General features: G+C 72.5%; 17 protein-coding genes and 1 pseudogene. 13 read left to right on the forward strand and 5 right to left on the reverse strand.

What is annotated here, in order from left to right; genetic code table 11:
* Nucleotides 1-4: 4 nt before the first annotated feature.
* Nucleotides 5-817 carry a hypothetical protein gene (locus IF47_RS27745; protein WP_245641096.1) on the forward strand — a complete coding sequence of 271 codons (813 nt, stop codon included), beginning with the start codon at nt 5-7 and terminating at the stop codon, nt 815-817.
* Nucleotides 818-911: 94 nt separating this feature from the next.
* Here IF47_RS27745 and IF47_RS0112590 read toward each other — a convergent pair whose 3' ends face one another.
* A complete protein-coding gene (locus tag IF47_RS0112590) occupies nt 912-1,367 on the reverse strand; it encodes a DUF3093 domain-containing protein (RefSeq protein WP_031508812.1) in 456 nt (151 codons plus the stop codon).
* 58 nt (nt 1,368-1,425) lie between these two features.
* Between IF47_RS0112590 and IF47_RS0112595 the strand changes: the two genes are divergently transcribed.
* The 8 genes from IF47_RS0112595 (at nt 1,426) to IF47_RS0112630 (ending at nt 6,370) form a co-directional block, all read left to right on the forward strand.
* Nucleotides 1,426-2,010 (forward strand): PaaI family thioesterase, encoded by a 585-nt coding sequence (locus IF47_RS0112595; RefSeq protein WP_031508813.1) that lies wholly within the window; start codon nt 1,426-1,428, stop codon nt 2,008-2,010.
* A complete protein-coding gene (dut, locus tag IF47_RS0112600; protein WP_031508814.1) occupies nt 2,007-2,549 on the forward strand; it encodes a dUTP diphosphatase in 543 nt (180 codons plus the stop codon). The genes IF47_RS0112595 and dut overlap by 4 nt, the downstream gene beginning before the upstream one ends.
* Nucleotide 2,550: 1 nt before the next feature.
* Nucleotides 2,551-3,324, forward strand: a complete 774-nt coding sequence (locus IF47_RS0112605) for a DUF3710 domain-containing protein (protein ID WP_031508815.1) — start codon at nt 2,551-2,553, stop codon at nt 3,322-3,324.
* Nucleotides 3,325-3,477: 153 nt separating this feature from the next.
* The gene (locus IF47_RS30680) at nt 3,478-3,669 is read left to right on the forward strand and encodes a hypothetical protein (protein WP_157839956.1); all 192 of its coding nucleotides are present in this window, start codon (nt 3,478-3,480) and stop codon (nt 3,667-3,669) included.
* Nucleotides 3,670-3,694: 25 nt separating this feature from the next.
* A complete protein-coding gene (locus IF47_RS0112615) occupies nt 3,695-4,312 on the forward strand; it encodes a hypothetical protein (RefSeq protein ID WP_031508816.1) in 618 nt (205 codons plus the stop codon).
* Between the two features lie 80 nt (nt 4,313-4,392).
* Nucleotides 4,393-5,109: an ABC transporter ATP-binding protein gene (locus IF47_RS0112620; protein WP_051717535.1), complete on the forward strand. Its 717-nt coding sequence runs from the start codon at nt 4,393-4,395 to the stop codon at nt 5,107-5,109.
* Nucleotides 5,110-5,185: 76 nt separating this feature from the next.
* Nucleotides 5,186-5,596: an OB-fold nucleic acid binding domain-containing protein gene (locus tag IF47_RS0112625; RefSeq protein ID WP_031508818.1), complete on the forward strand. Its 411-nt coding sequence runs from the start codon at nt 5,186-5,188 to the stop codon at nt 5,594-5,596.
* Between the two features lie 3 nt (nt 5,597-5,599).
* A complete protein-coding gene (locus tag IF47_RS0112630; RefSeq protein ID WP_051717537.1) occupies nt 5,600-6,370 on the forward strand; it encodes a DUF3159 domain-containing protein in 771 nt (256 codons plus the stop codon).
* A 40-nt stretch (nt 6,371-6,410) separates the two neighbouring features.
* Here IF47_RS0112630 and IF47_RS0112635 read toward each other — a convergent pair whose 3' ends face one another.
* The 3 genes from IF47_RS0112635 to IF47_RS0112645 form a co-directional block, all read right to left on the reverse strand.
* Entirely contained in the window at nt 6,411-7,124 is a 714-nt protein-coding gene (locus IF47_RS0112635) for a potassium channel family protein (protein ID WP_051717540.1), read from the reverse strand.
* On the reverse strand, nt 7,121-7,789 hold the full coding sequence (locus tag IF47_RS0112640) for a potassium channel family protein (protein ID WP_031508821.1): 669 nt from the start codon (nt 7,787-7,789) through the stop codon (nt 7,121-7,123). The genes IF47_RS0112635 and IF47_RS0112640 overlap by 4 nt, the downstream gene beginning before the upstream one ends.
* A 109-nt stretch (nt 7,790-7,898) precedes the next feature.
* Nucleotides 7,899-10,034, reverse strand: a complete 2,136-nt coding sequence (locus IF47_RS0112645; protein ID WP_031508822.1) for an MMPL family transporter — start codon at nt 10,032-10,034, stop codon at nt 7,899-7,901.
* 62 nt (nt 10,035-10,096) lie between these two features.
* On the opposite strand from IF47_RS0112645, the gene IF47_RS0112650 reads away from it, so the two are divergent.
* On the forward strand, nt 10,097-10,612 hold the full coding sequence (locus IF47_RS0112650) for a MarR family winged helix-turn-helix transcriptional regulator (protein WP_051717542.1): 516 nt from the start codon (nt 10,097-10,099) through the stop codon (nt 10,610-10,612).
* Here IF47_RS0112650 and IF47_RS0112655 read toward each other — a convergent pair.
* Nucleotides 10,512-12,206: an SDR family oxidoreductase gene (locus IF47_RS0112655; protein WP_078591776.1), complete on the reverse strand. Its 1,695-nt coding sequence runs from the start codon at nt 12,204-12,206 to the stop codon at nt 10,512-10,514. The two genes, IF47_RS0112650 and IF47_RS0112655, sit on opposite strands and share 101 nt — an antisense overlap.
* A 121-nt stretch (nt 12,207-12,327) precedes the next feature.
* Here IF47_RS0112655 and IF47_RS0112660 point away from each other — a divergent pair, with 121 nt between their 5' ends.
* From IF47_RS0112660 to IF47_RS27750, 3 genes and pseudogenes are all read left to right on the forward strand, one after another.
* Nucleotides 12,328-14,370, forward strand: a complete 2,043-nt coding sequence (locus tag IF47_RS0112660) for an APC family permease (protein ID WP_031508825.1) — start codon at nt 12,328-12,330, stop codon at nt 14,368-14,370.
* A 79-nt stretch (nt 14,371-14,449) separates the two neighbouring features.
* Nucleotides 14,450-15,853, forward strand: coding sequence for a class I SAM-dependent RNA methyltransferase (locus IF47_RS0112665; protein ID WP_051717543.1), 1,404 nt, complete (start codon nt 14,450-14,452; stop codon nt 15,851-15,853).
* Between the two features lie 570 nt (nt 15,854-16,423).
* Nucleotides 16,424-17,532, forward strand: a pseudogene (locus IF47_RS27750) (non-reducing end alpha-L-arabinofuranosidase family hydrolase).
* The last annotated feature ends 90 nt before the right edge of the window (nt 17,533-17,622 follow it).

Here is a 17,622-nt window from a genome sequence, read left to right on the forward strand (position 1 = left end):
GCTGATGGCGGTCGACGACGCACGTGACGGCGAGCGGGACCACACGGCCCCGCTCGCACCCGTACCCGCATCCGTGTCCGCACCCGTGCCCGCAGCCACCCGCGCTCGGGGGCTGCGGCGCCTGGGAAGGGCACGGACACGCGACAGACACGAGCGAGGACCGCGCGGACGCGGCACGGTCAGGGCGTTCCTGGGCGTGGTGGCCGACCGGATCATCGACATCGCGCCCAGGATCCCCGTCCGCGACCTGGCCACACTCCGTCGGCAGTTCCCGGGCCTCGGGCCCGAGGAGATGGCCGACAGACTCATATCCGGTGCCATGAAGGGCACCGCCACCGTCGGCGCCGGAGTGGGCGCCTCGGCGATGCTGCCGGTGCCACCGGCGATGCCCGCCGAGCTGGCCGCCGAGGTCGTCGGGGTGGCCGCCGTGGAACTCAAGCTCATCGCCGAGCTGCACGAGGTCTACGGCCTGCGCCCGCCCGGCAACGCCCGGGAGCGGGCGGCCGCGTACCTCGCCGAGTGGGCCGAGGAACGCGGCGTGGACCTGTCCAAACCCGCTTCGTTCAACGGAGCCTTCGGCAGTCACATGAGGCGCACGCTCCGCCAGAGCCTCCTCAGGCGCACCATGCGCAACCTCCCCAACCTCACGCCGTTCATGATCGGCGCGGTCGTGGGAGCGTGGATGAACCGACGCGACACCGGGAAGCTCGCGGAGCGGGTCCGTCGCGACCTGCGCGAGCGGCGAGTGCCCTGGGACGCCCTTCCGGCGGAGGGCACGCCCGACGGAGAGCGCCACGCGCTCGAGGGCGGCGACTGACGGAGCGCGACCTCCCTCCGCCTCCCGGCTCCGTCCCCCGCGCGCCCGCGCGGCCCGGACCACCGCGGTCATCCGGCCGCGCCGGGCGGTCGCCTCACGCGCGGGCCTTCTCCAGGGCGTCGGCCAGGGCCCGCGGCCGGCGGGTCGACAGGTAGAGGTACGGAGTGGGGTCGTCGGGATCGGAGACCTCCACGCGGACGGCCGTGGGGACATAGCCGCGCAGCAGCATGTACGCGCGGGGATCGGCGCGGTGGGTGCGCCAGGCGCGCGCCTCCTCGGCGTCCAGGACGTGCACCTCGCCCAGCGCCGACATCGGGACGCGGGCGTTCCCCGCCACCAGGGAGTCCGCGAGCACGCGGACGCGGGCCGAACCGTAGGAACTGACCGCCGCGGCGGCCAGCGCCGTACCCGCCGCCAGGCCGCCCAGGAAGGCCAGGAAACCGAAGGGGAACAGGGTCAGACCCACGGAGACCCCCACCAAGGCGGTGATCGCCCACCAGGAACGGGGCGCGGTCAGCCGCTCGTCGTACAGCACGCCGGGAGAAAGCATGGCTCCAGCTTGGCACGCCCGGGACCGGGTCCCTGACCCGACGGTAAGGTCGACATCCGTGAGCGACACCAAGACTTCCCTGACGCCGCCGGAGGACGCCGAGGCCCCGGTGCGTCACCCCGACGCCCCCGCGCCCGGCGAACCGCTGGGGGCACACTACGCCCAGTGCTTCGGCTGTGGCGCCGAGCAGCCGCACGGACTGCACCTGCGGGTACGGGCGGGCGAGGGCGTCAGCGCCACCGCGGAGTTCACCGTCCGCCCCGAGCACCAGGGAGCGCCCGGTCTCGCCCACGGCGGGCTGCTGGCCACCGCGATGGACGAGATCCTGGGCTCCCTCAACTGGTTGATGCACGTCATCTCGGTCACCGGGCGGCTGGAGACCGACTTCCTGCGGCCCGTGCCCGTGGACTGCGTGCTGCACCTGGAGGCACGGGCCGTCGCCCGCCACGGACGGAAGATCTACTGCACCGCCACCGGCCGCGTCGGCGGCCCCGAGGGCCCCGTCGCGGTCCGCGCCGACGCGCTCTTCATCGAGGTGAAGGTCGAACACTTCGTGGCGAACGGCCGCAAGGACGAGATCGAGGCCGCCATGGCCGACCCCGACACCGTCCGGCGCGCCCGGGCCTTCGAGGTGAACCCGTGAGCCGTCCGCCCCTGGAGGTGCTGATCCGCCGCCTCGACCCCGAGGTGCCGATCCCCTCCTACGCCCACCCCGGCGACGCGGGCTGCGATCTGGTGACCACCGAGGCCGCCGACCTGGCCCCCGGAGAGCGGGCCGTGCTGCCCACGGGGGTTTCCATCGCCCTGCCCGAGGGGTACGCCGCCTTCGTGCATCCACGATCGGGTCTGGCCGCTCGCTGCGGGGTCTGTCTCGTGAATGCCCCCGGAACCATCGATGCCGGGTACCGTGGGGAGATCAGGGTGATCGTGGCCAACCTGGATCCACGCGAGAGCGTGCGGTTCGAGCGGTTCGACCGCATCGCCCAGCTCGTCGTCCAGCAGGTCGAGAAGGTGCGTTTCCACGAGGTGGAGGAACTGCCGGACTCGGCACGAGCGGCGGGGGGCTTCGGCTCCACGGGCGGCCACGCCGCACAGGGCCACGCCGTACAGGACCACGCTGCACAGCACAACCATTACGCTGCGGTCGCGGCCGACGAGGCCGCGGACTTGAAGGGACAGTGACGTGTTCGGACGTCGTCGCAAGAAGAAGGTAGAGCCCGAGGGCGCCTCGGACGAGTTCGAGACGGAACGATCCGACGAGAGCGCCGCCGCGTCGGACGAGTCCGCCGCGGCGTCTCGGGTGAAGCTGCCGCCGGCGCCCCGGCCGGACGGCCCCTGGGACGTGAGCGAGCTGCACGCGCCCGGCGAGGGCCGCGTCGACCTGGGCGGCCTGTTCGTGCCCGGGGTGCAGGGCATGGAACTGCGGGTGGAGGTCGCCGGCGACGCCATCGTCGCCGCGACGATCGTGCTGAAGGACAGCGCCATCCAGCTCCAGGCGTTCGCCGCCCCCAAGCGCGAGGGCATCTGGGACGAGGTGCGCGAGGAGATCGGCGCCGGCATCACCAAGCAGGGCGGAATCGTCGACGAGGTCGAGGGTCCGCTGGGCTGGGAGCTGCGCGCCCAGGTGCCGGTCCAGCTCCCGGACGGCAAGAGCGGCATGCAGGTCGTGCGCTTCGTCGGCGTGGACGGTCCCCGCTGGTTCCTGCGCGGTGTCATCTCCGGCCAGGGCGCGGTGCAGCCGCAGGCCGCCGGGTTGTTGGAGCAGATCTTCCGCGACACGGTGGTGGTGCGCGGCGACGGCCCGATGGCCCCCCGCGACCCGATCGTCCTGCGACTGCCCAGCGACGCCCAGATGGTGCCCGACGGCATCCAGCAGGAGCCGGCCGAGGCGGGCTCCCGTTTCGCCGGGGGCATCGACAAGCTCCAGCGCGGCCCGGAGATCACCGAGGTCCGCTGACCCGGCTCGACGAGAGCCCTGCCGCCGAGGCGGCCGGCAGGGCCTCGCCGCCCGCGATCCCCCGTCGTCGATCCGCTGACGTCGGAACGTGCGGTGTGTCACCATGAGTCCACTTCGAAGGGGTCCATGGGGAAGTGGGGGGACGCCGTGCCCATGAGTGGAGCAGACCGCCGGAAGTTATGGATGTACGTCGTCGGGGTCGTCGGAACGGTGGCGCTGGCGATCGTCGGGATCTTCACCGTCCAGCAGACCATCGGGGGAAGCGACAACGACTGCCGCAACGGGGCGGTCTGCGGCGACGGCAACCACGACAACACGGTGAACGCGCCGGAATCCGGTGAGTGACGGGGCCCGGAGCATGACCGGAGCGATGAGGACGAGGGTCTCGTCCACCGTGACCGCCGTCTTCGCGGTCGCGCTCTGCCTGGCCGCGGCGACCGGCTGTTCCACCACGACCTGCGAGGGCTCCTCCATCTGTGGGAACGGCAACGGCCGCAACGACCTGTGGCACGGAGGCGACGAGAACGACGGTGCCCGGGAGCCCGAGGCGGAGAACCCGTCCGGCGGGCTCGAACCCGAGGACGACATCGGGAGGAAGCCCCGGGCGACGCCCGGGACGGTCAGGTTCTCGGGGGACGTGCTGATCGCCGGCGAGATCGACCTCGACTCCGATCCACCGGGGGCCTCGGAAGATCTGGACTCTCTCACGTTCGGCGGCACGGACCTGTACCACTTCGCCCTGGCGATGACCGGGATCGGGACCATGGGCACCACGGCGGAGTGGGAGGACGATCGCGCGCCGACCCGAGCGGAGTGCGACGACCACCTGGCCCGGTTCGCCGTGCCGGGCTCGGCCCGCGAGATCAGAGGGGTCGGCTCCTCCTTCTGCGTGCGGACGAGCGAGGGGCGGACCGCCTTCGTCCACCTGAAGGAGAAGACCGAGACGGGGTACATGCTCGCCGTCGTCACCTGGGAGGACGACGGCTAGCGAAAGCCCGTTCGCCGACGGCGGCGGTGGACGGGACGCTAGGCTCGACACCGTCCGGGCAGCCGGAAGGGGGAGGCCGTATGAGCGTCGTGGTCGAGGTCGAGGTCGAGGATCTGCACCACTCCTACACTCGGGAACCCACCGTCACCCACGTTCTGCGCGGTGTGTCGCTTACCGTCCGGCGGGGGGAGTTCGTCGCGGTCATCGGGCGCCCCGGCGCCGGCCGGACGACCCTCCTCGGCCTCGTCGGCGGACTCGACACCCCCGTCTCCGGGCGGATCACCGTCGACGGGACACGGCTGGACGGCATGGGCGAACAGGAACGGCTCAGGCTGCGCCGCGACCGCATCGGCTTCGTCTTCCCCTCCTCGGGACTGCTGCCCGTCCTCACCGCCGCCGAGAACGTCGGCGTACCGCTGCGCCTGCGTCACGTGCCGCCGCCCGAACGCGACGAGCGGGTCTCCCTGATGCTGTCCGAGGTCGGCCTCGCCGACCGGGCCGCCCGACGCCCCGACGAGCTGGACGGCGGCCAGCGGCAGCGCGTGGCCCTCGCCCGCGCGCTGGTCAATCGCCCCGCGCTGCTGGTCGCCGACGAACCCACCGCGCAGCTCGACCCCGAGTGCGGCGCCCCCGTCCTGGAACTGCTGTACAGCCTGGTGCGCCGCCAGGAGGGCACCGCCCTGGTCGCCACCCACGACCCCTGGCTGCTCTCCCGCGCCGACCGCGTCCTGGAGCTGAGGGACGGACGGTTGAGGGAGGCGGGGCCGGAACTCCGACCGGTTCCCACCCTGCCCTGAAGCGACCCTCGACACATCCGGCCTCCGGGTCGCCGACGGAGGTACCCCCGGTGAGGGGCGCGGGTACGCTGGCCGCATGAGTGGCGTTACCCGACTCGAGAAGCAGGGCGGCCGGCTGCGGCGCCTGCTCGGCCGGCTGTCGTCCTCGCAGGAGGACCTGCTCTCCGCCGAGCTGCGGCAGGACAGCGAGGACAGCGGCTGCACCCGCATCCGCGACTGCGGCGACCGGCAGATCGTCAAGGTGGCCGGTACGCTGCGCACGGTGACGCAGCGCCCTCGGGCCGGAGTGCCCGCACTGGAAGCGGAACTGTTCGACGGGTCCGCACCCCTGGACCTGGTGTGGCTGGGCCGGCGCTCCATCGCGGGCATAGAGCCGGGCCGCAGGCTGATCGCCTCCGGGCGGATCGCGATGAACCACGGTCGCCCGGTGCTGTTCAACCCCAGGTACGAGCTGCGCCCCATCGGACAGGACAGCGAACAGGAGTAGCGGGTGACCTCTCTCGACAAGCCGGCCGCCGACCCGGACGAGTCCGGGGCCGGGGCCGACGAGTCCGGCCCGACGGTGACGGACAAGGCCCTGCTGGAGGCATTCGGAGGCGCGCGGGGCATGGTGGACACCACCGTGCCCGGACTGGTCTTCGTGCTGATCTACACGATCAAGCGGGACATGCACCTCGCGGCCTACGCCGCCCTGGGCCTGAGCGTCCTGCTCGCCCTGGTCCGCCTGGTGCGGCGCGAGACCCTCAAACACGCCTTCAGCGGTGTCTTCGGGGTCGCCATCGGCGCGGTCTTCGCGATGATGTCGGGCGACGCCAAGAACTTCTACCTGCCGGGCATGCTCTACACCCTGGGCCTGGCGGTCGCCTACTGTCTCTCGGCGATGCTGCGCTTCCCGCTGATCGGGGTGCTGCTCGGGCCGCTCATGCGCGAGAACCTCTCCTGGCGCACCCGCAACCCCGGCCGGTTGAAGGCGTACACCAAGGCCACCTGGGCCTGGGGCCTGGTCCTGCTGGGGAAGTCGGCGATCCTCTTCCCCATCTACTTCTGGGGCGACGTCACCCAGCTCGGCTGGGTGAAGGTGGCGCTCGGCATCCCGCCGCTGCTGCTGTGCGTCTACCTGACCTACGTCTTCCTGGCCAAGGCCCCGCCGCCGATCGACGTGATCGCCGAAATGGAGGCGGAGGAGGCCGCGGAGCGGGAACGCGCCCGCGAGCGGCTCCAAGCCGAGCACCGGACGGACGAGGCGCGGACGGACTCCTGACCGCCCCGGCCGACCGGGGCGGTCAAGTGAGGGCGAGTCCCTAGAACTCGTCCGGCTCCTCCTGGTCGTCCACGCGGCGCGGGCGCTCCGGCTCGCGCCGCGCCGACAGCAGTTCCTCGAGCTGCCGCTCACGATCCTGCGCGGCGACGAACAGCAGCTCGTCACCCTCCTCCAGGGAGTCCTCCGGAGTGGGGGTCAGCACCCGGCTGCCGCGGATTATCGTCACCAGCGCGGTGTCCTCGGGCCACCGCACGTCGCCCACCCGCGTCCCGGCCAGCGCCGCCTCCGGGGGCAGGGTCAGCTCGACCAGGTTGGCGTCGCCCTGGCTGAACCGCAGCAGCCGGACCAGATCGCCGACGCTGACGGCCTCCTCCACCAGCGCGGACATCAGTCGCGGGGTCGAGACGGCCACGTCGACGCCCCAGGACTCGTTGAACAGCCACTCGTTCCTGGGGTTGTTCACCCGGGCCACGACCCGCGGCACGCCGTACTCGGTCTTGCCGAGCAGCGAGACCACGAGGTTGACCTTGTCGTCGCCCGTCGCGGCGATCACGACGTTGCAGCGCTGGAGCGCCGCCTCGTCCAGCGAGGTGATCTCGCAGGCGTCGGCCAGCAGCCACTCGGCCCGCGGTACCTGATCCACCGCGATCGCCGAGGGCGACTTGTCGATGAGCAGCACCTCGTGACCGTTCTCCAACAGTTCCGCGGCGATGGAACGGCCCACCGCCCCGGCCCCGGCGATCGCCACCCTCATCGCCTCTCTCCTTCCGGCCCCCTGGAGAACGCCGCCTCCACGGCGCCGACCTGATCGCAGCGCATCATCACGTGGACCAGGTCCCCTTCCTGGATCACCGTGTCGGAGGTGGGCAGCATCGCCTCTCCCAGCCGGGTGATGAAGGCGACCCGGGTGCCCGTCTCCTGCTGGAGCCGGCTGACCCGGTGCCCGACCCAGGCGGTGGAGGCGCGCACCTCGGCGAGTTGGACGCCGCCGGTGGGATCCAGCCACAACGGCTCGGCGCCGGACGGCAGCAGACGCCGCAGCATCTGGTCGGCCGTCCAGCGGACCGTGGCGACGGTGGGGATGCCCAGACGCTGGTAGACCTCGGCGCGGCGGGGGTCGTAGATGCGGGCCGCCACGTTCTCCACGCCGAACATCTCGCGCGCCACCCGGGCCGCGATGATGTTGGAGTTGTCGCCGCTGCTGACGGCGGCGAACGCACCGGCCTCCTCTATCCCCGCCTCGCGGAGGACGTCCCGGTCGAAGCCGAACCCCTCCACGCGGCGCCCGCCGAAGGCGGAGCCCAGCCGGCGGAAGGCCGCCGGGTCCCGGTCGATGACGGCGACCGTGTGACCCCGCTGCTCCAAGGTCCGAGCGAGCGCGGCGCCCACGCGCCCGCACCCCATGATGACGATGTGCATAAGGCCGTTACCCCGTGCCTTCCCCTGCCGTGACGACCCTGGCCGGCATCGTGCGTCGTCCTTCCCGCCCCGTCGGGGCACCCACTGGAGGCGTTGTCCGGCCGTAACGCTACCCGGCGTCCGCGGGGCGGGCCCCCTCATGGTCTCCCCGGGCCGTGTCGCGGCGGCGCCACAGCGCGCTCGGCCACCACACGGCGGGACCGATGTCCCGGGTGAGGGCGGGCACCAGCAGGGAGCGGACGACGATGGTGTCCAGCAGGACGCCGAAGGCGACGATGAAGGCGATCTGCACCATGAAGGAGAGCGGGATCACCACCAGCGCGGCGAAGGTGGCGGCCAGCACCACCCCGGCCGAGGTGATCACCCCGCCCGTGGCGGTCAGCCCCTTGAGCACGCCCAACCGGGTTCCGTGGCGCAGCGACTCCTCGCGGACGCGGGTCATCAGGAAGATGTTGTAGTCCACGCCCAGCGCCACCAGGAACACGAAGCCGTAGAGCGGGATGGAGGGGTCCGTCCCGCTGAAGCCGAGCAGGTGCTCGAAGACCAGAGCGGCGATGCCGAGGGTGGCCAGGAAGTTCAGGGCCACGGTCGCCACCAGGAGGACCGGCAGCACCAACGAGCGCAGCAGCCCCATCAGGATCAGCAGGATGACGACCAGGACGACGGGGATGATGAGCGCGCGGTCCTCCCGCGCGGTGTCCTGGGTGTCGAGCTGCTGGGCGGTGTAGCCGCCGACCAGGGCGTCCGCGCCGTCCACCGCGTGCACCGACTCCCGCAGCCGCTCCACGGTCCGCAGGGCGCCCTCGGAGTCGCTCGCGCCCGACAGGGTCGCCTGGACGCTCACCCGGCCGTCGACGACCAGCGGTTCGCCCACGCCCGGCCGTCCGGAGGAGGTGACCGGCGCGGCGGCGGCCACGCCCTCGGTGCCCCGGGCGGCGGCGGTGACCTCCGCCACGCGGTCGGCGTTCGCGATGATCACCGCGGGGTTGCCGGAGCCGCCGGGGAAGTGCTCGGTCAGCTTCTCCTGGGCGGTGACGGACTGCGCCTCGCCGACGAAGATCTCGCTCAGCGGCACGCTCCTGGAGGAGAGCGTCGGGAAGAACGCGGCGGCGACGGCCAGGCACACCAGCGACACCGCCCACACCCGGCGCGGGGAGCGGTCCACCAGGGAGGCGACCTTGCCCCACACCCCGGTCGCGGCCTCCGGTTCGGCCGGATCGGCGGGCGGGGTGGGACGGGCCGGCCAGTACGCGGCGCGGCCGAGCACGACGAGCACGGCGGGCAGGAAGGTCAGGGCGGCGAGCATCGCGCAGACGATGCCGATGGCGCCCACGGGACCCAGGGCCTGGTTGTTGCTCAGGTCGCTCAGGAGCAGGGCGAGCAGGGCCAGGGCGACGGTGGCGCCGCTCGCGGTGATCGCCCCCAGGGAGCGGCGGAGCGCGGCGCGTCCGGCGGCCATGCGGTCGCCGCGCACGGCGAGCTCCTCGCGGAAGCGGGCGGACAGCAGCAGCCCGTAGTCGGTGGCGGCGCCGATGACCAGGATGAACAGGATGCCCTGCACCTGGCCGTCCACCCGCACCACGTCCTCCCTGGCCAGGAAGTAGACGACCGCGCAGGCCAGGGAGAGGGCGAAGACGGAGCCGAGGATGATGGCCAACGGCAGCAGCACGCTGCGGTAGACCAGCAGCAGGATCAGCAGCACCACGGTCAGCGCGACGGCCAGCAGCAGGCCGTCGATTCCGGCGAACGCCTCGGAGAGGTCGGCCTGGGTGGCGGCCGGGCCGGCGACGTGGGCGGTGGTGCCCTCGACCTTCCCCGCGGCCTCGCGGAGGGAGTCGACGACCTCGGGGAACTCGTCGTCGAGGTCGGGGGAGAGTCGGACCACCCCCTGGAGCGCCTCGCCGTCCTCGGACGGCAGCGCGGGGGAGGGGCGGCCCTCCACGCCGGGGGCGTCGGCCAGCTCGGCCAGGACGCGGCCGGCCTGTTCGCGCTGCCGCGCGTCGAGCGTCCCGTCCTCGGCCTCCCAGACGACGATGGCGGGGACGGCCTCGGAGGTCTGGAAGGCCTTCTGCTCGTCGATCACCCGCGTCGACTCGGCGCTCTCCGGGAGGAAGGAGGCCTGGTCGTTGACGGCGACCTCGCTGATCTTCCCCGCGTACGGACCGAAAGCGCCCCCGACCGCCAGCCAGACGACGATCAGCGCCGCGGGGATCAGCCACCGCAGGAGGCTCGGTGTGGATTTCATGGACTCCCCTGAGCTGAAGAGTGCGTGCCCGCCCCGTGAGGCAGGAATCTTTGTCATTGAGAATGTTTGCGATCAAGACTGTATATCGTGGGGGAGTGAGCGAATCGGACGACCCCACCAGCCTCCAGGCGTTCGCCGTGCTGCTGCGCCGCATGAACGGCGAGTTCAGCCGGATGGCACACGACTTCGCCCAGTCACAGGGGCTCCACCCCACCGACGTGCAGGCCCTGGTGGAGATCCTGGACGGCGAGGAGGACGGGCCCGTCACCCCCGGCATGCTGCGCGAACGGCTCCAACTCACCTCCGGCGCGGTCACCGCGTGCCTGGACAGGCTGGAGCGGGCGGGCCACATCCGACGCACCCGGGATTCGGCCGACCGCAGGATCGTCCACCTCCACTACGCCCCTCGGGGCCGGGAGGTGGCCCGCGAGTACTTCCGTCCCCTCGCTCGGGCCACCGACGCCGTCCGCCGGCGCTTCAGCGACGCCGAACTCCGCGCCGTGGTGCGTTTCCTGGCCGCCATGAACGAGGAATTGGCCGAGTCGCGCCGGTCCGACGAGGACCCGCCCCGGCCCTGAACGCGCGCCACCGGCTCCCCCCGGCGCGGGGGGTGCCCGTCTTCCCGGAATCGGCCGCCGCCACTCCCGTCCCGGCGGCCTCGGCCGCCGCCGCGGCGGCGATGTTGCGCGCCATCCCGCCGAACACCACGGCGTGGAACGGCGCCACGCTCCACCAGTACGCGTGCCCGGCCAGGCCGCGCGGGTGGAACAGCGCGCGCTGCCGGTAGACCGTCCGCCCCGACCGGTCGCGGTGGACCGCCAGCTCCAGCCACGCCAGGCCGGGCAGCCGCATCTCCGCCCGCAGCCGCAGCAGCCGTCCCGGCTCGATCTCCTCCACCCGCCAGAAGTCCAGCGCCTCGCCCACCCGCAGCCGCTCCGCGTCCCGCCGCCCCCGGGCCAGGCCCACCCCGCCGACCAGCCGGTCCAGCCAACCCCGCGCGGCCCAGGCCAGGGGGAAGGAGTACCAGCCGTTCTCGCCGCCGATGCCCTCCACCACACGCCACAGCGCCTCGGGCGAGGCGGCGACCACCCGCTCCCGGCGGTCGACGTAGAGGCTGCCGCCCGCCCAGCCCGGGTCCGTGGGAAGCGGATCGCTGGGAGCGCCCGGCACGGAGGCGGAGGACCAGCGGGTGGCCACCCGCGCCTCCCGCACCCGCTCCAGGGCCAGACGCAGCGCCTCGGCGAGCCCCAGCAGGCCCTCCGGCGGATCCGGCACGTACCGCGCGATGTCGTGCTCGGTGCACACCACCTCGTGCCGCAGCGACTCCGCCAGCGGCCGGGCGAGCGCCGCGGGAACCGGGGTGACCAGCCCGATCCAGTGGCTGGACAGACCGGGGGAGAGCACCGGCACCGGCAGGATGACGCGCCGACGGAGCCCCGCCACCGCCGCGTGGAGCCGCATCATCTCCTGGTACGACAGGACGTCCGGGCCGCCGATGTCGAAGGTCCGGTTCACGTCCGGCGGCAGGGAGGCGCAGCCGACCAGGTAGCGCAGCACATCGCGGACGGCGATCGGCTGGAGGCGGGTGCGCACCCAACTCGGGGTGACCATCACCGGAAGCCGCTCGGTCAGATAGCGCAGGATCTCGAACGACGCCGAGCCCGAACCGATCACCACCGCAGCCCGCAGCACGGCCGTCGGCACCCCGGACTCCAACAGCAGACGCCCCACCTCGGACCGGGAGCGCAGGTGCGGCGAGAGCTCCCGTTCGGGAATCCCGCGCGGAACCAGCCCACCGAGGTAGACGATCCGCCGCACCCCCGCCGCCCGCGCCCGCTCGCCGAAGATCCGCGCCGCCCTCCGGTCGGTCTCCTCGAAACCGGGGCCGCTCCCCAGGGAGTGCACCAGGTAGTAGGCGACGTCGACGCCCTCCAGCGCCGCGCCCACCGACGCGGCGTCGGTCACGTCGCCGCGGACGACCTCCACCTCCCCGGCCCAGGGGTGGTCGCGCAGCCTGCCCGGGACGCGGGCCAGACAGCGCACCGCGTACCCGGCCGCCAACAGCTCCGGCACCAGCCGTCCGCCCAGGTAGCCGGTCGCCCCGGTGACCAGGCAGCGAGTCGACCGGCCGCCCGGCTCGCCCGCTGTGATGCCGCCCTCGTGCTCGCCCATACGGCCATGCTTGGCTCCTCGGGCACGCCTCGCAACCGCGCGGCGGCGACCCGTGGTCGCCCGCCCGGGGACCGCCGGCGGGGTTGGTCCGCGCGGCGGGACACGGCATACGATCCCCTGCGTGTCCAAGCTGACCGATGTGTCCAAACGGATCCTGATCGGCAGTGCGCTGCGGAGCGACCGGCTCACCGAAACACTCCTGCCCAAGCGCATCGCCCTGCCGGTCTTCGCCTCCGACCCCCTGTCGTCGGTCGCCTACGCCCCGGGCGAGGTCCTGATGGTCCTCTCCATCGCCGGACTCTCCGCCTACCACTACGGTCCGTGGATCACGCTCGCCATCGTCGTGCTCCTGTTCACGGTGGTGGCGTCCTACCGGCAGAACGTCCACGCCTACCCCTCCGGCGGCGGCGACTACGAGGTCGTCACCGTCAACCTGGGGCCCCGCGCCGGACGCGCGGTCGCCGGCGCCCTGCTCGTGGACTACGTGCTGACCGTGGCCGTGTCGGTCGCCGCGGGCGTGGACAACCTCGGTTCGGCCGTCCCGTTCGTCGCCGAGAACAAGGTCGGGGTGGCCCTGGCGATCATCGCGCTGCTGACCGTGATGAACCTGCGCGGGGTGCGCGAGTCCGGCACGATCTTCGCCATCCCCACCTACGTCTTCGTCGCCGGCGTCCTGATCACGATCGGCTGGGGGGCCTTCCGCTGGTTCGTCCTGGGCGACCACATGAGGGCGCCCAGCGCCGACTACGAGATCCTCGCCGAACAGGGCGACCTGACCGGGTTCGCGCTGCTGTTCCTGCTGCTGCGCGCCTTCTCCTCCGGCTGCGCGGCCCTCACCGGCGTCGAGGCCATCAGCAACGGCGTCCCCGCCTTCCGCCGCCCCAAGAGCCGCAACGCCGCCACCACCCTGGCCCTCATGGGCGGCCTGGCCGTCACCATGTTCTGCGGCATCATCGCCCTGGCCCTGGCCACGAACGTGAAGATGTCCGAGAACCCGGCCAAGGACATCCTCATCGACGGCGAACCCGCCGGCCCCGGCTACCACCAGGACCCGGTCATCGCCCAGGTCTCCGCGGCCGTCTTCGGCGACGGCTCGGTGCCCTTCCTGCTGCTGGCCGCGGCCACCGCGCTGGTGCTGTTCCTGGCGGCCAACACCGCCTACAACGGCTTCCCCGTCCTCGGCTCGATCCTCGCCCAGGACCGCCTCATGCCACGCCAGCTCCACACCCGCGGCGACCGGCTGGCGTTCTCCAACGGCATCGTGCTGCTCGCCGTCGCCGCGGGCGCCCTGGTCCACGCCTACGACGCGGACCCCACCCGGCTGATCCAGCTCTACATCGTCGGCGTCTTCGTCTCCTTCACCCTCAGCCAGATCGGCATGGTCCGGCACTGGAACCGCCTGCTGGACGAGGAGACCGCCCTCGCCGCCCGCCGCCGGATGGCGCGCTCGCGCGCCATCAACGCCTTCGGCGCCTTCTTCACCGGACTGGTCCTGGTCGTGGTGCTGGTGACCAAGTTCACCCACGGCGCCTGGGTCGCCCTCATCGGCATGGTCTTCTTCTACGCGCTGATGACCGGCATCCGACGGCACTACGACCGGGTGGCCGAGGAACTGGCGCTGCCGGTGGAGGAGAGCCGCGACGAGATGACCCGCCCCTCGCGAGTGCACTCCATCGTCCTCGTCTCCAAGATCCACAAGCCGACGCTGCGAGCCATCGCCTACGCCAAGCTGGTGCGCTCCGACGTCCTGGAGGCCCTCAGCGTCAACGTCGACCCCGAGGAGACCCGCGCCCTGCGCGAGGAGTGGAGCCGGCGCGGCATCGACGTCCCCCTCAAGACCCTCGACTCCCCCTACCGCGAGGTCACCCGGCCCGTCGTGGAGTACGTCAAGAGCCTGCGACGCCGCAGCCCGCGCGCCGTGATCAGCGTCTACATCCCCGAGTACGTCGTCGGCCACTGGTACGAGCAGCTACTGCACAACCAGAGCGCCCTGCGCCTCAAGGGGCGGCTGCTGTTCACCCCCGGCGTGATGGTGACCTCCGTGCCCTACCAACTGGAGTCCTCCGAACGCGCCCGCCTGCGGGCCCGCAGGCGGGCGGAGTGGAGCGCACCCGGCGCGGTGCGGCGCGGCCCGGTCGGCCCGGACGACCGGCACGAACCGTAGGCGGCGGGCCCACCGCGCACGAGCGGTAGGCTGGACGACCGCCGTCCTTGGCGCACACCACTTCCTGGAGCGACTCCCCATGTCCCCCGCAACATCCCCCGCCACGCCCCCCGCCGCGCAGTCCGGCACCGACAGCGCCGACGAGGCCGCCGCGCCCGCGTCGCTGGTGGGCCGGGAGTACGAGGTCGAGATCGGCCCCGTCGCGCACGGCGGCCACTGCGTCGCCCGCACCGAGGAGGGGCGGGTCCTGTTCGTCCGTCACGCCCTGCCCGGAGAGCGGGTCGTGGCGAGGGTGACCGAGGGCCACGAGGGCTCCCGCTTCCTGCGCGCCGACGCCGTGGAGGTCCTGGAGGCGTCCAAGGACCGCGTCGAGGCCCCCTGTCCCTTCGCCGGACCGGGCCGCTGCGGCGGCTGCGACTGGCAGCACGCCGCGCCCGGCGCCCAGCGCCGGCTGAAGGCGTCCGTCATCGCCGAACAACTCCAACGGCTGGCCGGGCTGACGGCGGAGGACGTCGGCTGGGACGGCACCGTCGAACCCGCCCCCGGCGACAAGGTGCCCAAGGGGGAGGTGCCCGCCTGGCGCACGCGCGTGCAGTACGCCGTCGACGACGACGGGCGGGTCGGACTGCGCCGCCACCGCTCCCACGAGATCCAGCCCATCGACCGCTGCCTGATCGCCGCGCCCGGCGTGAGCGAACTGGGCATCGAGAAGCGCACCTGGCCGCAGACCGCCGCCGTCGAGGCCGTCGCCGCCACCGGTTCCGGCGACCGCCAGGTCCTGATCACCCCCCGTCCCGACGGACGGCTGCCCCTGGTGGAACTGGACCGTCCGGTGTCGGTGGCGCGGGTGGAGGAGCCCCGCGGCCGGAACGGGGAGCGCGGCGTCCACCGCGTCCACGGTCGCCCCTACGTCCGCGAACGAGCCGCCGAGCGCACCTGGCGGATCAGCGCGGGCGGTTTCTGGCAGGTCCACCCCAAGGCCGCCGACCTGCTGGTGGAGGCCGTGATGACCGGCCTCACCCCGCACAAGGGCGACACGGCGCTCGACCTGTACTGCGGCGCCGGGCTCTTCGCCGGCGCGCTGGCCGACCGAGTCGGGCCCAAGGGGGCGGTGCTCGGCATCGAGGCGTCCAAGCGCGCCGTGGAGGACGCCCGCCACAACCTCGCCGACCTCGACCGGGTCCGCGTCGAGCGCGGCACGGTGGAGAAGGTCCTGCCGCGCACCGGCATCACCGAGGCCGACATTGTCGTCCTGGACCCGCCCCGCTCCGGCGCCGGACGGAAGACGGTGCGGCAGATCGCCGCGCTCGGCCCGCGCCGCATCGCCTACGTCGCCTGCGACCCGGCGGCCCTCGCCCGCGACCTGGCCTACTTCGCCGCGGAGGGCTACGTCCCGCACTTCATGCGCGCCTTCGACCTGTTCCCGATGACCCACCACGTGGAGTGCGTCGCCATCCTCAAGCCGGCGGAGAAGGGTTCCTGACCCGCGGGTTCGTCGAGCCGGGGACCGCGCTCGACCTGTTTTTCGGTCATCCGTCGTGTGGGACGGCCGCTTCGACTGTGGGAGCGGCCCGACCCGCGGTTTCGCAGGCGGAGCAGCCCTCGTGTCGGCGACGGCGCTAGGGCATCGCCCAGGAGCCCGACGCTCGTATGACGCTCGGCTCCTCCTCGGTCGTCTGCTCTCCGGCACCGTCGAACAGGCCCGTCTCGTCTCGGCCGACTCGACGGCTCCGAGCAGGCGGCAGGCGCCCGTCTCCATGCGGGCGTAGGGCGAGACGTACGGGGCCGAGGTGTCGTGGGGAGTGGGGGCGGCACGGTCGCGACGGTACCCAGCGTGGTCGCACGTGTGGGCGGTCCCGCCGCCCTGCGCGTCCGACGGCAAACGGCGGTACGGGCCAGCCGCTTGACGGTGTGGCGCGCGCCGTTTCCCTCGCGGGTTCCACGAGGTGTTTCGGTGTCGGCGGCGGCACATGCGAAGGGCGTTGACGCCGTCCACCGGCTCCTTGTCATTCAGGTGCTCGACACTTCGGCCATTGTTCGATACCGCGAACGAATCGGAGTCGTTCCATCGCACAGCAGGGCATCTCCGGGTCGCACCCGAACACCGAGTCGCAAGGCGATGCTCGTCGCCCCCTCGGCTCAGGCGGCCACCAGTGGCGCCTTACGCGGTGTTGGTTCGAACCGGTGTCTCGATGTGTTGGGAGCCGGCCAGGACAACGGCACACCTGCAGTTTTACGACCGCTGGGGCGGGACCAACCAGCAGTGGACGTCGACGGGGGTGCCGGCGTAGCCGGCGCACGGCTGGGACGCGGTGAAGGACTTCACCGTCGTGAAGCACAACGGCAAGCACCTGGTCTGCGCGACGAGCGCGTCGGGATCGTCGTACGGCTCGATGATGTCCAGTCCCTTCACGAACCGGTCGGACATGGCGTCGGCCGGCCAGATCGGGATGAACCAGGCCGCGGTGGCGCCCACGCTGTTCTGCTTCGCGCCCAAGAACATCTGGGTGCCGGCGTACCAGTGGGGTGCGTGGCCCTTCATCTGCCGCACGTCGAGCGACCCCACCAACCCCAACGGCTGGTCCTCCCCGCAGTCGCTGTCCACCGGGAGCGTCTCCGGCTCCGACAGAGCCGACACCGGCCCGATCGACCAGACCCTGATCGTCGACGACCGGAACATCCACCTGTTCTTCCCTGTTCTTCGCCGGTGACAACGGCAAGATCCACCGGGCGAGCATGCCGATCGGGAACTTCCCGGGCAACTTCGGTGCGTCGTACACGACGATCATGAGCGACACGAAGGCCAACCTGTTCGAGGGCGTACAGGTCTACAAGGTCAAGAGCCGGAACCAGTACCCCATGATCGTCGAGGCGATGGGCGCGAACGGGCGCTACTTCCGCTCCTTCACGGCCTCCGGCCTGAGCGGTTCGTGGACCCCGCAGGCCACAAGCGAGAGCAACCCCTTCGCGGGCAAGGCCAACAGCGGCGCCACCCGGACCAACGACATCAGCCACGGTGACCTGGTCCGCGACAACCCCGACCAGGCCATGACCATCGACCCCTGCAACCTGCGGTTCCTCCACCAGGGCAAGTCCCCCGGCGCGGGCGGCGACTACGACCGACTGCCGTGGTGGCCGGGTGTCCTCACGCTGCAGCGCTGACCTTCCCGATTCCCGATGCCCGAACCCCGATTCCCGGTGACCGTGCCGCGGCGCGGTCACCGGGCATGTGGACGAGCGGTTCGCGGCGTG

Origin of the sequence: Streptomyces megasporus, from assembly GCF_000718985.1 — a bacterium.
Taxonomy (GTDB): Bacteria; Actinomycetota; Actinomycetes; order Streptomycetales; family Streptomycetaceae; genus Streptomyces; species Streptomyces megasporus.

Excerpts from the sequence above, each read along its gene's own strand:
- IF47_RS27745 (WP_245641096.1), top strand. The coding sequence starts at position 5 with ATGGCGGTCGACGACGCACGTGACGGCGAGCGGGACCACACGGCCCCG.
- IF47_RS0112590 (WP_031508812.1), bottom strand. The coding sequence starts at position 1,367 with ATGCTTTCTCCCGGCGTGCTGTACGACGAGCGGCTGACCGCGCCCCGT.
- IF47_RS30680 (WP_157839956.1), top strand. The coding sequence starts at position 3,478 with ATGAGTGGAGCAGACCGCCGGAAGTTATGGATGTACGTCGTCGGGGTC.
- IF47_RS0112615 (WP_031508816.1), top strand. The coding sequence starts at position 3,695 with ATGAGGACGAGGGTCTCGTCCACCGTGACCGCCGTCTTCGCGGTCGCG.
- IF47_RS0112620 (WP_051717535.1), top strand. The coding sequence starts at position 4,393 with ATGAGCGTCGTGGTCGAGGTCGAGGTCGAGGATCTGCACCACTCCTAC.
- IF47_RS0112625 (WP_031508818.1), top strand. The coding sequence starts at position 5,186 with ATGAGTGGCGTTACCCGACTCGAGAAGCAGGGCGGCCGGCTGCGGCGC.
- IF47_RS0112635 (WP_051717540.1), bottom strand. The coding sequence starts at position 7,124 with ATGAGGGTGGCGATCGCCGGGGCCGGGGCGGTGGGCCGTTCCATCGCC.
- IF47_RS0112640 (WP_031508821.1), bottom strand. The coding sequence starts at position 7,789 with ATGCACATCGTCATCATGGGGTGCGGGCGCGTGGGCGCCGCGCTCGCT.
- IF47_RS0112645 (WP_031508822.1), bottom strand. The coding sequence starts at position 10,034 with ATGAAATCCACACCGAGCCTCCTGCGGTGGCTGATCCCCGCGGCGCTG.
- IF47_RS0112650 (WP_051717542.1), top strand. The coding sequence starts at position 10,097 with ATGTTTGCGATCAAGACTGTATATCGTGGGGGAGTGAGCGAATCGGAC.
- IF47_RS0112655 (WP_078591776.1), bottom strand. The coding sequence starts at position 12,206 with ATGGGCGAGCACGAGGGCGGCATCACAGCGGGCGAGCCGGGCGGCCGG.
- IF47_RS0112665 (WP_051717543.1), top strand. The coding sequence starts at position 14,450 with ATGTCCCCCGCAACATCCCCCGCCACGCCCCCCGCCGCGCAGTCCGGC.